The organism is Bacillus sp. 103mf (assembly GCF_900116295.1).
GTDB classification, from domain to species: domain Bacteria; phylum Bacillota; class Bacilli; order Bacillales; family Bacillaceae_G; genus Bacillus_A; species Bacillus_A bruguierae.
Window position 1 is genome coordinate 313,773 of record NZ_FPAF01000001.1, and the last position, 14,109, is coordinate 327,881.

The 14,109-nt window shown below is 35.0% G+C and carries 12 protein-coding genes; 1 reads left to right on the plus strand and 11 read right to left on the minus strand.

Annotated elements, in window-relative coordinates:
- Nucleotides 1-92: 92 nt before the first annotated feature.
- Complete coding sequence (locus BM350_RS01540) at nt 93-335, plus strand: hypothetical protein (protein WP_090912932.1); 243 nt, start codon at nt 93-95, stop codon at nt 333-335.
- Nucleotides 336-776: 441 nt separating this feature from the next.
- Here the strand turns inward: BM350_RS01540 and BM350_RS01545 are convergent, their stop codons facing one another.
- The 11 genes from BM350_RS01545 to BM350_RS01615 form a co-directional block, all read right to left on the minus strand.
- Nucleotides 777-1,940, minus strand: a complete 1,164-nt coding sequence (locus tag BM350_RS01545; protein WP_090912930.1) for an iron-containing alcohol dehydrogenase — start codon at nt 1,938-1,940, stop codon at nt 777-779.
- A 113-nt stretch (nt 1,941-2,053) separates the two neighbouring features.
- The gene (locus tag BM350_RS01550) at nt 2,054-2,593 is read right to left on the minus strand and encodes a DUF420 domain-containing protein (RefSeq protein WP_090912928.1); all 540 of its coding nucleotides are present in this window, start codon (nt 2,591-2,593) and stop codon (nt 2,054-2,056) included.
- A 369-nt stretch (nt 2,594-2,962) separates the two neighbouring features.
- Nucleotides 2,963-3,268 carry a hypothetical protein gene (locus BM350_RS01560; RefSeq protein WP_090912924.1) on the minus strand — a complete coding sequence of 102 codons (306 nt, stop codon included), beginning with the start codon at nt 3,266-3,268 and terminating at the stop codon, nt 2,963-2,965.
- A gap of 1,018 nt (nt 3,269-4,286) precedes the next feature.
- A complete protein-coding gene (locus tag BM350_RS01565) occupies nt 4,287-5,105 on the minus strand; it encodes an alpha/beta hydrolase (protein WP_090912921.1) in 819 nt (272 codons plus the stop codon).
- A 9-nt stretch (nt 5,106-5,114) separates the two neighbouring features.
- The gene (locus BM350_RS01570) at nt 5,115-5,939 is read right to left on the minus strand and encodes an ABC transporter ATP-binding protein (RefSeq protein WP_090912919.1); all 825 of its coding nucleotides are present in this window, start codon (nt 5,937-5,939) and stop codon (nt 5,115-5,117) included.
- A 15-nt stretch (nt 5,940-5,954) separates the two neighbouring features.
- On the minus strand, nt 5,955-6,977 hold the full coding sequence (locus BM350_RS01575) for a FecCD family ABC transporter permease (RefSeq protein WP_090912917.1): 1,023 nt from the start codon (nt 6,975-6,977) through the stop codon (nt 5,955-5,957).
- The gene (locus BM350_RS01580) at nt 6,970-7,977 is read right to left on the minus strand and encodes a FecCD family ABC transporter permease (RefSeq protein ID WP_090912915.1); all 1,008 of its coding nucleotides are present in this window, start codon (nt 7,975-7,977) and stop codon (nt 6,970-6,972) included. Before BM350_RS01580 ends, BM350_RS01575 begins: the two co-directional genes overlap by 8 nt.
- A gap of 22 nt (nt 7,978-7,999) precedes the next feature.
- Nucleotides 8,000-8,968, minus strand: a complete 969-nt coding sequence (locus BM350_RS01585) for an iron-hydroxamate ABC transporter substrate-binding protein (protein ID WP_090912913.1) — start codon at nt 8,966-8,968, stop codon at nt 8,000-8,002.
- 695 nt (nt 8,969-9,663) lie between these two features.
- Nucleotides 9,664-10,896 carry a peptidase T gene (pepT, locus tag BM350_RS01595; RefSeq protein ID WP_090912908.1) on the minus strand — a complete coding sequence of 411 codons (1,233 nt, stop codon included), beginning with the start codon at nt 10,894-10,896 and terminating at the stop codon, nt 9,664-9,666.
- Between the two features lie 147 nt (nt 10,897-11,043).
- Nucleotides 11,044-11,763: a YebC/PmpR family DNA-binding transcriptional regulator gene (locus BM350_RS01600; RefSeq protein ID WP_090913679.1), complete on the minus strand. Its 720-nt coding sequence runs from the start codon at nt 11,761-11,763 to the stop codon at nt 11,044-11,046.
- 915 nt (nt 11,764-12,678) lie between these two features.
- Entirely contained in the window at nt 12,679-14,094 is a 1,416-nt protein-coding gene (locus BM350_RS01615) for an amino acid permease (protein WP_090912904.1), read from the minus strand.
- Nucleotides 14,095-14,109: the final 15 nt, after the last annotated feature.

The window sequence follows — 14,109 nt, forward strand, 5'->3', positions numbered from 1 at the left end:
TACAAATATATTTGTTAAAAAATATAATCTATTTTGCATGTTTTGTCCAACCACTTCATATACATAGTAAAAACAAAAATGGAGATGATACTATGAAAGTTGGACAAGCTACTATTGATTTTCGTTCATTAATAGAAGATTTAATTTTAGCAACAGCAACAAATGAAATAGATCGCTCCCAGGAAGAGGTATACTTTGCACTAAATTGTTTACTCCGCTCATTTCATATACTACTTACAAATGAAGAAACGGACACAATGAATACTGAATATATCCAAACTCAGTTTTGCACCGCATATAATATTTTAACAGGACGAACAATATATCCATTCTAAATCATCATCCATCTTCATCTAATTGTTTAATGAGTTTGCTTACGAATGTTTTTAAGAGGCTTGTAAATTCATCGTGTGCCCTTTTATCACTTCACTTTACAATAAATACTCCATTAACAGTTGCTATATAAATCCATTTTAATTTTTCAACATCTTTGTCTAGCTCCATCCCCCTCTTGTTCTGAGCGAGCCGCTTCCGCTTTTCTTTATAAGTCGCTGCTATGCGGCATACAACATGATCTGCACTTGCTTTCTCCTTTTGTTTTAAACCTTACATGTGGCAGAAAAAGGCACTGACCGCTTCTATGCATGGCCAGACGCTCTCGTCCTCCCCTAAAAAGAAAGGGGTTTTGATGTCATTTTTTTAACTTGTATATATAGTTTGGTGAGAATATTAACAAATAAAAAACACCTCTTTATTAAAGAAGTGTTTTTGTTTCTTTATAATGATGCTTGATAAATTGCTACAACATCTTGTTTATTTAATTTTTTAAACTGTCCAAACTCACCATATGCCATTGCCTTTTCTGCCATAATATCAATTTGTTCTTCACCAATTTTGTAATCAGCTAAACGAGCCGGCGCTCCAATAGATTTCCAAAATTGACGCAATGCTTCAATTCCTTCTAATGCTATGTCAACATCAGTTTTCCCTTCTGTTTGAACATGAAATACTCGAATCGCAAATTGTTTAAAACGCTCTACATTTTCATGTAAAACATGTTTCATCCAATTTGGGAATAAAATTGCTAAGCCACCGCCATGCGGAATATCATACACTGCCGAAACAGCATGCTCAATGTTATGAGTTGCCCAGTCCCCGCTTACGCCCATCGCCAAAATACCATTTAACGCCATTGTACCGCAATATAAAATCGTTTCACGATGCTCATAACTTTCTAAATCATGCAGCAAATTCGGAGCTGTCTCAATAACCGTTTGTAAAATTGATTCACAGTAGCGGTCCTGCAATGTCGTATTTGTACCTTGGTGAAAATATTGCTCGAGTACATGCGACATAATATCAACAATACCGTAAATTGTTTGGTTACGCGGTACAGATATTGTGTGGTTCGGATCTAAAATAGAAAATTGCGGAAATGTTACTGGACTCCCCCAGCCATATTTCTCATTTGTTTCCCAATTTGTAATAACTGAACCTGCATTCATTTCAGAACCTGTTGCAGCTAGAGTTAACACTGTTCCAAAAGGTAACGCTTCTTTTGCGATAGCTTTTTTCGTAACAAGATCCCACGCATCTCCATCATACTTACTACCAGCGGCAATAGCTTTTGTGCAATCTATTACACTTCCACCGCCCACAGCTAAAATAAACTCGATATCATTTTCTTTACAAATTTGAATCCCTTTGTTTACTGTCGATAAACGTGGGTTAGGTTCCACTCCACTTAACTCAAAAACTTCTGCATCTATTTCTTTTAACATAGATATCACGTTATCGTAAATTCCATTTTGTTTAATACTTCCACCGCCATATACGAGTAACACCTTTTTCCCGTATTGAGGTATTTCTAATTTCAATTGTTCTAATTGTCCTTTTCCAAAAATAAGCTTTGTTGGATTACGAAACACAAAATTTTGCATACACTTCATCCTTTCTAGATAAAAGTAACTATACTTTTGTATATCATATATTTAGTTTTTTATAAAAAAATATGCTTATACAAAAAAGAATCTCAGCTAAAACTGAGACTCTTTTAATAATAAGGTGAAATCATTAAGTATACGATAACTCCAGAAAGACTTACATATAACCAGATTGGCATCGTCCAACGTACAATTTTACGATGACGAGTCAATTGGTTTGTAAATCCATATACTAAAGAAAATAATGCAAGCGGCACAATAATAGCAGCAAGGAAAATATGCGTAATTAAAATAAAGAAATATACATATTTAATGATTCCTTCTCCACCAAAATGCGTTGCTGGCGCTAAATAATGATACGTTAAATACGAAACACAAAATATCAATGTTGTTGTAAATGCGGCAAGAATAAATCCTCTATGTAACTTTACATTCTTTTTAATAATTGAGAACAACGCTGCTAGTAAAAACACGAATGTAAAACTATTACAAATCGCATTGACAAGTGGCAAAATTGTTACATCAAAATGCACTTCTCCTTTGTATCCAACTGGTCCAAAAAACAAAAATAAAATAATCGCATTGACGATCACAGAAAGCGTTATTACAACAGGAGCATAGCTCTTCTGTTTCACAGAACGATCAGTCAAATTATTCACTCCCTCATTTTTCTTAAAATATACAGTAGCTTCATTATTTTAACATATTATCAATATTGTAAATGTGACAAATGTTTGAATAATTATATAACATAAAACTCCCATCAGCGCTGTTCTTAGCGATATTTAAATGAAAAGATAAAAAATCCTCCTTAAGTCTTTGACCACTTAAGAAGGATTGTATCGTTTCACACTAAAAATTTCAAACTATAACACTCACATTAGTTTTTATTAAGAAACATATCGCTATATGCTTGAAAAATCTCAGTTAATTGAAAACCAATCAGAGACATTGCTGTTAATGAAAAGAAACCAATTAATACGAAACGAATCCACATACGAATCTCCTCCTTGTATCATTCATTTAAAATTCAGATGACAAATCAGATGATAGTGGTCGTCTCCTTCTTTTTTCTTTACAACAGCAGTAATATAACGAATAAAGAGCATAATAATTATAGGGAAATATACATGCTTCAAGTTTGTCTGTCTTAGCGATATTTCTCCTTGTATGTCGGACGGGGACGTTAAAGAAAAATTAGCACTATTCATTTTCCCATATAAAAATAGGAATTGAATACATAATACAATGCTTACAATTGACATGATATCTTCCCAATCAGTCGTATACAAAAAATTATATATATCTAGCACATATTCCTCCAACGTTACCCCTCCTTTCTTTTTTTACTATTTTCCTAATATTCGTATAAAAAGTCAAGAAAAATATTTTATATACACTGTGGTAATGTTTATTACATATAATGGAATATCTTGATTGATCCATCTTCACCTGTACCTCTTATTGTTATTTACATCTACTTTATTCAAGTGATAACAAGAATATTTTCAGTCCAAGGCCGCATTACCTAGAGTTTTTTCTGTCCCCATCGGTAGGAAAGATCCTCCAATCATTATTCCTTCAAGGCACTCCCCATCCAAAACAATTCAACCAACTCTTTGTAAAATATTATCTTTTGTAGAATCTGCATTTTTCTTTTTTGGCCTTCCTGGTTTTTTACTTATTTTTTCTCCATTCATATATACAGACCCCATTATTTTAAAAGTTTTATTCTTTTTTTGAAAATTAACCTTCTGTTATATATAATAAAATATAAGAATAATCAAATACACTTTCGGCATGGGAGTACCTGCTATCACCACTTTACTTGGACGATTTGCATTTTGGCCAAGTAAAATACAAATTGTAGAAGAAAAAACAACACAAATCAATTCATAAAAATAAGGTCATAGTGTATACACTATGACCTTATTTTCCTACTATTTAAAACCACACTATATAGATCCATTTTAATTTTTTGACATCTTTGTCTAGCTCTGCCTCCTAAACAGTCGGCTCCGCTTTTCTTTATGATCCAGCTCCAGCGGCTAGAACAGTCGGTGGCTTCGCGTCTTCCGCCGAGGCAAAAAACGCCTCTATGTCAGAAGCTCCATCCCCCTCTTGTTCTGAGCGAGCCGCTTCCGCTTTTCTTTATAAATCGCTGCTATGAAGAATACAACATGACCGCTACTTGCTTTCTCCCTTTATTTTAAACCTCGTATGTGGCAGGAAAAGGCCCTGACCGCTTCTATGCACGGCCAGATGCTCTCGTCCCTCCTAAAAAGAAAGGGGGGTTTTATGTCGTTTTTTAACTTATATAATAGTAAACAGTATCTCTATTATTTATGGGTGAAATATAAAACGTAGCGCCCGGCTTAAAACAGTTGGTACTACAGATCCATGATTTTCTCCCTCAGCTTCATAAAACGAGAATCGTAATCTGCTATGCTGCATCTTGTATAATCGATCAGTTAACGCATTTGCATCTTGAACCATATGATCTTTTTCTAATGACCCCACTGTAAGAAATACACCAATCTCAGAATCTATTTTATTTAATTCATTTATAAAATTAGATTCTTTTTCTAAAACGGATTGATTATTCCACCAAATAGAAGGACTGCTTATAAAGTATGTTTGAAATGCATGTGTGTTTGTAAATAAGACATGTAAAGCAAATAACCCACCTAACGAATGGCCGAATAATGTTTGTCTCTTTGTATCAATCGGAAAATATTTAGTAAGCTCAGGCTTTAGCTCTGCTTGAATAAACTCTAAAAAGTGATTCGCTCCCCCTGTTACCGGCCACGGTTTACCATCTGGTTTTGGCGGCACAATAAGAGATGATGCCGGAGGAGTGAAATCATAAAATCGATATGTAGAAGAAAAACTTTCTTTTATGGGATAGCCTATTCCAACAACAATCGCTGGTAGAACCCCTGTTTTTTCAGCTCTAACAGATTGAATTCGCACAGCTTCTTGAAATGTTTGAAAAAAAGCGTTTCCATCTAATACATAAATAACCGGATACCCAGAAGGCGGTGCTGGTTGCTTCGGTTTTGCGATAAAAATTTCATACTGACGATTTTCTCGTTTCGAATACATTGTCCAATGCTCTGTATTTGGAATAATAACATTTTGTATATCTACTCTAGACTGCATTATAACCTCCTACATGCTTAACTTGTTATAAATATCTGTACGTTCTTCTTGCAGTGCACTATCATACCCAAAGCACACCGGAGCACCATTATAAGGATCTATCATTACCCTTGCATCAATATGAAACACACGTTTCAATACTTCATTTGTAATGATTTCTAATGGGTTCCCAATCTTAATGATTTCCCCTGCTTTCATCGTAATGATTTCATGTGAAAAACGTGCTGCATGATTAATATCATGTAAAACCATAACAACTGTACATTTATGTTCTTGGTTCAATCGTTCAACAATTTGTAGTACTTCTAGCTGATGAGCCATATCAAGATAAGTTGTTGGTTCATCTAATAGTAAAACTTCTGTTTCTTGTGCTAAAGCCATTGCTAGCCATACTTTTTGTCTTTGTCCTCCTGATAAATTTCCAATTTGACGGTTGCGAAAAGGAGTGGTATTTGTAATTTCCATTGCCCATTCAATCATTTCTTTATCTTTTGATGATAATTTATTCACATTATTACGATGCGGATATCGTCCGTAAGAAATAAGCTCTTCTACTTTTAATTCTGATGGAGCAATTGGATTTTGTGGTAATAACGCAAGTTGCTTCGCAATTTGTTTTGTTGAAATGGTATGTAAATCTTGTCCTTGCAAGTAGACCTTTCCACTTTTCTGCTTTAAAATTCGCCCCATTGTTTTTAGTAGCGTAGATTTCCCGCATCCATTTGGTCCAATAATCGTCGTCACTTTTCCTTCTTGTACTTCTACATTTAAATTACGAAATACCGTAAGCTTTTCATAGCTCGTTTCTAAATTTTCTGTGCTTAAAACACTCACTCATCTTCACTCCTTTTACGCTTTCGCTTTAAATAACAAATATAGAAAATACGGTACACCAATGATAGAAATGACAATTCCAACCGGCAGCTCTATTGGTGCGAAAACAGTCTTTGCAATAAAGTCAGAAACAATAACAAGTAACATACCAATCACACCACATATCGGAATAACTTGATTATGATGAATTCCAACGAGACGTTTTGCAATATGCGGTGCCATCAGCCCAACAAATCCAATACTTCCAGAAACAGAAACGCAAGCACTCACTATCCCAATACCGCTTAATAATAAAATGGATTTCTCTTTTTCGACTGAAATTCCGAGACTTTTTATACTCGTCTCTTCTAGTTGAAACATATCAAGTAAATATGCTTTCCTTTGTATAATAGGCACTAAAATAATTAACCATGGTAACATCGCAATAATATATTTCCAATTTGCATTATATATGCTCCCTGAGACCCAAACTGCTGCCATTTCAAAATCAGTAGCTTTCATTTTCAAAGATAAATATACAGAGAAAGAACTAAGACCGTAACCAATTGCTATTCCTGTTAATAATAGGCGCTGTGAATCTAATCTTCCGCCTTTCCAAGAAAACATATAAATTAAGATTGCAGAACCAAGTCCCCCGGCCAAGCCAAATAACGGCAGAAGCATAATAGAAAACCAGTCTGTACTCTTGATTTGTCCTTGAAAGAAAAACATAAAGACAACAATAGCCGCCCCTGCACCCGCATTAATTCCTAAAATACCTGGATCTGCCAATCCGTTTCGTGTAACTCCCTGAATAGCAGCTCCCGCAACGCCAAGACCAAACCCTACTAATGCCGCAATTACTATTCTGGGAAGCCTAAAATCAAATATAACTAAATCATGTTCAGGCACAGGATTTATTCGAAATATCGTCCGAATTATATCCATAACTGTCATATCAAATGTACCATTCGTTAAACTAATATAAATGGCAACTATAACCAAAAACAGGATTACACTAAATGTGACCATATAACACTGCCATGAATCTCTATGCATGTTTCTCTCCTCCTCTTGTTCGAATTAAATAAAGGAAGAAAGGAACTCCAATCAATGAAGTAACGACCCCTATTGGTGTTTCAAATGGATAATTTACAAATCTACTCAATACATCACATAAAGCGAGAAAGACTCCGCCTATTATACCAGTACACGGTATAATCCACCTATAGTCTACTCCAATTAAAAAACGAGTAATATGAGGGATGATTAATCCTACAAAACCCACCTTTCCAACTACAGCTACAGCAGTACCTGTTAAACACACAACAGATAGGATTGCAGCAACTTTCACAAGTTTTGTACGTTGGCCCAAATTAATCGAAACCTCTTCTCCTAACGAGAGAATTGTAATAGATTTTGAAATCACAAGTGCCAAAACAATACCAATAACACCAAATGGAATAGATAATTTTAATATCTTCGGATCGATTTGGTCCAACTTCGCATTGTACCAAAAACTAACATTTTGAGAAAGTTGGAAATAAGATGCAATTGCTATTGCCGTACTATTTAAAAATGTTCCTATAACAGTTCCTATGATAGCTAAACGAACCGGCGATAATCCATTTCGAAGCAATGAACCAAATCCAAAAACAATTCCCGCTCCTAATGCCGAACCAAGGATAGAATATAGTATCATATTCACTGAAGACATCTCTGGAATAAATACCATACAAATCGTAATAACAAACACTGACCCCTCTGTCACACCCATAATAGAAGGGGATGCAAGATAGTTTCTTGTCATCCCCTGCATAAGTGCTCCTGATATGGCCAAAAATGCTCCTACTAATAACGCACCAATTGCTCTCGGTAAACGAGATGTAATAATAATATTATGATTTACATTTCCTGAATCAAAATGGAATAGCGCATTCCAAGCTGTTTCAAAAGTAATATTTTTTGCTCCATACAATATGGATAACATAATCGTTAATAAAATTAACACAGGTGCCAAACATAAAATCATCATTGGTACTGCATTCATTTTCCGCATATCATTCAACGCACCTTACTATTTATTTAGATAAGTTTTTTTCTGCAGCTTTTAAGAAAGCTGTTTTACTCCAAGCTGTACCGCCTTGTGCCATCGGATCAACAGCGTTTACGAATACTTTTTTATCTTTTACAGCGTTAATACTTTGCCAAATTGGATTGCTTTGTAAATCTTCTAGCGCTTTCGGATTATCTTTATTTTCGCTTCCTTCAAATTGAACAAAGATATAATCCGGATTCATTTCTGCAAACTTTTCTAAAGCAATTTTTTCTTGCTTTTTAACTGCTTTAATCGCTTCAGGAGCCGTTAAGCCTAAATCTTTATAAATTACTGGATTGAAATAAACATCTTCTGGATACAGATTAATGCTTCCTTCTCTCAATCTTATTACAACAACTTTTTTATCTTTTAATTTATCTGCTACTTTTTCTTTCGTTTTCGCAGCATCCGCTTTATAATCTTTTATAATTTTTTCCGCTTTATCTTTTTTACCAGTTAGCTCACCCATTAATTTTAGGTTATCTTCCCAATGTGTTGAAATATGAGAAACAGGGAATGTTGGTGCTACTTTTGTAAATTTTTCCGCTGTCTCTGCTGGGAATTTAGAACTAGATGTAATAACATCTGGCTTTAATTTAAGTAGTGTTTCAAAATTCGGCTGCATTTTTTCACCAATAGATTCTGCACCTTTTAAATCTTTAGCTAAATAGTCAGGTATTTTCCCACCTACTGTAATTGCAGCTACTGGTTTCACTCCAAGCATGGCTGCATCTTCCATTGATTCTAAACTAGCTGTTGCAATTTTTGTTACTTTTGCAGGTACTGTATATTCTTTACCAAGGTATGTGATTTTCTGTTTTTCATCTTTCTTTGCTGTAGTTTCTGCACTTTCTGTTTTCTTCTCACTTGAGCTTTTTTCTGCACTATTACATGCAGCAAGACCTAAACTTAATACTGTAACCATTCCTAGTGTAAATAACTTTTTGTTCATATTAAAAAGTGCTCCTTTCAAAAATAAAAATTTATAACTTGGTCAATCTAATAAAATAGTATTCTTATCTATGTATTGCAGTACAATTAGCCAATATTGACACGCACATTCTCCACTTCACCTATTAAACATAGTATCTTTTAATTCCCCTTAACCATTAATAATGATAATGATTATCAATATTGATTATATGCATAGACTAAAATTATTTCAAGAATAATTTGCAAAGTTTTAACAAAAAATAGAAAATAATAGTTAGAAATCCATATTCCTCGTAAATCTTTTTCTTTTACACCTACTAATTTTGGAACAATGAACACTATAAAAGAGATAAGATAAAATGGAAGTCTTACTTTATGGCGAGTTCTTTATTCATTACACTCTAAAAAATTAATACAAAGAACTTTTTATTGAAACTATATGTATATAAGTTAAAAAAACGACATAAAACTCCTTTCTTTTTTTATGGGAAGAGACGAGAGCATCTGGCCGTGCATAGGAGCGGTCAGGGTCTTTTCCTGCCACATGCCATGGTTTCAAAGAACGGGAGAAAGCTAAGTGCAGGTCATAATGTATTCTGCATAGCAACGACTTATATGTCGAAACATTAAAACGGATTAATATAAATAATTCTATATAATCAAAAACCCCGAATAGGAACACTATTCGGGGTTTTGTCTTTTAAGTTTTGTCTTTTAAGCTTTTTCTTCAAATAATCGTGCAATTTCAATAATAACTTGAACGGCTTTTTCCATATTATCTACAGATACATATTCAAATTTACCGTGGTAATTTTCCCCACCAGTAAAAATATTTGGTGTCGGTAAACCCATATACGATAACTGCGAACCATCAGTTCCTCCGCGAATTGGTTGAATATTTGGTTCGATATCAATATTTTTCATTGCTTCATATGCAATATCAACAATTTCTTTCACCGGTTCAATTTTTTCAAGCATATTGTAATACTGATCATTCATCTCAAGAATAATATTTTCTGTACCATACTTCTCTTGCATCTGTTTTGTAATGGCTGTTATTTTCTCTTTTCGAGCATGAAAATTTTCGCGGTCAAAATCACGAATAATGTAAGTAGATTGACTTCGCTCCACATCACCATTTATAGAAATAAGGTGATAGAATCCTTCGTATCCCTCTGTATATTCCGGTGCTTCTTCTACTGGTAGTTGCCCGTGAAATTCCACCGCGAGCTTATTGGCATTTACCATCTTATTTTTAGCTGTTCCAGGATGAGTACTATTCCCTTTAAAAGTGAGCTTGGCACCAGCAGCATTAAAGCTTTCATATTCTAATCCACCTAGCGGACCTCCATCCATTGTATACGCAAATGAAGCCCCAAAAGTTTCTACATCAAAATGAGCTGGACCGCGACCAATTTCTTCATCAGGTGTAAATGCTACTCTAATTTTCCCATGTTTAATTTGTGGGTTATGTAATAAATAATTCATTGCTGTCATAATTTCTGCAATGCCCGCTTTATCATCTGCACCAAGGAGCGTTGTTCCATCGGTTGTAATTAATGTATGACCTTGATAAGATGGGAGCTCTGGAAATAATTCTGGTGTTAATACAACACCTAGCTCCTTATTTAACGTAATTGCCTTCCCATCAAAATTTTCATGAATTTGCGGCTTAACATTCTTCCCTGTAAAATCCGTAGCTGTATCCAAATGAGCTAAAAATCCAATTACAGGAACCTGCTTGTCCGTATTTGGAGGAAGCGTCGCCATCACGTAGCCATTCTTATCCATCGTTACTTCCGATAATCCAATTGCTTTCAGCTCTTCTACTAGTTGCTTCGCGAATTCAATTTGGCCAGGCGTTGATGGTACAGTATGACTTTCTGCATCAGATTGTGTATCTACCTTAACATATCTTGTAAAGCGTTCGATAATTTCTTTTTTCATACTACCTCACTCCTTTTTATCTATCTTTATTTATTATAAGCCTTTGTTCCACGTTTTTTTATCTATTTTAATCTTATCTTTTAAATTTCAATGAACAATCAAAAAAAGCAGACCTTTGTTCTAAAACAAAGGTCTGCTTTCCTACTATTATTCACCTAAATCAACATTGTGGTACACTTGCTGAACATCTTCTAAATCTTCTAATGCATCGATCATTTTTTCAAATTTTACTTGTGCATCTTCTGGAAGTGTTACTTCGCTTTGTGCAAGCATTGTTAGTTCTGCAACTGTAAATTCAGTTATGCCAGCATTTTTAAATGCCTCTTGCACTGCATGGAATTGATCCGGCTCTGCATAAACGATAACTGCTTCCTCTTCTTCCAAGATGTCACGCACATCTACATCTGCTTCCATTAAGATTTCAAGTGCTTCATCTGCTGTCTTACCTTCAAGACCAATAACAGCAGTTGCATCAAACATATACGCTACTGATCCGTTTACCCCCATGTTACCAGCATTTTTGCTAAATGCAGCACGTACATCTGCTGCAGTACGGTTCACGTTATTTGTTAATGTATCTACGATTACCATTGATCCATTTGGTCCGAAGCCTTCATAACGAAGTTCGTCATAGCTTTCCTCTGAACCGCCTTTTGCTTTTTCAATCGCACGGTCAATAATTGTTTTCGGTACGCTGTACGTTTTTGCACGTTCAAGTACAACTCTTAAAGTCTGGTTAGATTCTGGATCTGGTTCCCCTTGTTTTGCTGCTACATAAATTTCACGTCCAAACTTTGCATAAATACGACTCGTATTTGCATCCTTTGACGCTTTTTTGTCTTTAATATTGTTCCACTTACGTCCCATACTTGTTCCACTCTCTTTCAACTTTGAATCTACATAAAAATAGTAATATAAAACATGCTGTTTCTTCAACAATTTTTCATTATATTTCATATTGTTAACAAAAAAGACAAATTGAAGATGTCACATTTATTCACTACATTGTATTATACCTTATTACAAGTTTAATAATCAAAGAAAGACCGGTCATTCTTATCTATATAAATACAAATTAAAAAATCGACATAAAAACCCTCTTTTTTTAGGAGGGCGAGAGCATCTAGCCATGCATAGCAGCGGACAGATCCTTTTTCTTCCACATCCAAGGTTTAAAACAAAAGGAGAAAGCGAATACAGATCATGTTGTATTCTGCATGGCAGCGCCTTGTATATTGAAAAATTAACATATAAATTCAAGTTGAAAAACCGCCATATAAACCCTCTTTCTTTTTAGACGGGCAAAAGCATCTGGCCATGCATAGTAGCTTTTTCTGCCGCGGGCAATGCTGAAAACAAAGGGAGAAAACGAGTGCAAGGCACTTTTTTCTCCCTAGCAGCACTTATATACTGAAAAAATCAAAATGAATTTATCCCGCATTAACGGGCAGTAAGACCCCCACCTTAAGATTTAGAGAAAAACGAAGAAGATAGGTGGGGGTCAACTGCCCGTAAAAGCCCGATTGGTGAGGGCTTTCCATCAGTGGGAGATGAAGAATCCCCCCATTAATGGAAGTTTCACTATATATATTGATGTATACTGCCAACTCCATTAGACTTTTTTGAAGACGCTTCGAACGATAGGCAAATATTAAAATTATTATGACATATTCTCGTATAGTAGACTTTACTATTAAATAGATTACAAACTGCACTTCTTCAAAAATAGTAATATATTTTGGGGCATAAAATAACATGCAAGTATACAAAAAACTTTTCTCTTCAATTTATTCCTTTACATTTATCTTCTGAAATAGTTTCTTTTCTCAAATGACTATGTTTTTTTGAATAAGCAAAGTATACAAATGCTCCAATTGCTAACCAAATTCCAAAATACAACCACGTTGTTAAAGGCAAGTTAACCATTAAAAATAAACAACATACAATTGAAATAATCGGTACAAGCGGTACAAGTGGTACCATAAATCCCCGCTGCAAGCCTGGATGCCTTTTACGAAGAATGATAACAGATACCCCCACCATCGCAAACGTTAAGAGTGCCCCAATATTCGCTAAATTCGATAACTCTTTCAAATCAATAAATCCAGCAATTAAAGCACTACCCATTCCAGTTAACCAAGTTGAAAACGACGGCGCTTCCGTTTTTTTATTGATTTTCGCCAAAGCTTCTGGCAATAAACCATCACGGCTCATCGCAAAGAATACGCGTGTTGTTGCATAAATGTAAGCGAAGATTACCGCCATAATTCCAATTACAGCTCCGAATGCAATTATGCCTGCCACTTTATCTTGTCCCACAACTTCTAATACATAAGCCATTGCTTCTGGTACATCTAATTCTTTATAAGATACCATTCCAGTCATTACAAGGCATACTGCGACATAAATAATTGTACAAATTACTAATGATACAATAATACCGATTGGTAGATCGCGCTGTGGATTTTTTACTTCTTCTGCTGAAGTTGCTAGCGCATCAAATCCTAAGAAAGCAAAGAATACAGCAGCTCCCCCTGAAAAAATACCACTTAAACCATACGGTGCAAATGGAATCCAGTTTGCTGGTTTTACATAGAACACACCAACGGCAATAAATAATACAACAATACAAATTTTAATTAACACCATTGCATTATTCACACGTTTACTTTCTTTCGTCCCACGTGATAATAACCATGTTAGTGCAAGTGTAATCATTACTGCTGGCAAATTCACAATACCGCCCTGTGATGGAATTGTTAATAATGCTTTCGGTATCTCTAATCCAAATCCACTTATTAAGTTGTGAAAATACCCCGTCCATCCACCAGCTACTGCTGCCGTTGTTACAACGTATACGGATAGTAACGTCCATCCCATTAAATGTGCTACAAACTCTCCAATTGTTGCATATGAATATGTGTATACACTACCTGATACCGGAAGTGTAGAAGCGACTTCGGCATAGCATAAAGCTGCAAATCCACAAACAATTGCTGCAATCATAAATGAAAAAATCACTGCTGGCCCAGCATCTCTTGCCGCAACCAATCCAGTGAGCACAAGAACTCCTGTGCCAATTATCGCACCAATACCTAACATTGTTAAATCAAACGCCCCTAATGTTTTCGTTAAAGTCTTACTTTGACTTTCTCTTAACAATTGGGTAACAGATTTCTTTTTAAATAGATTAACTATAAGACTTACCCCCTT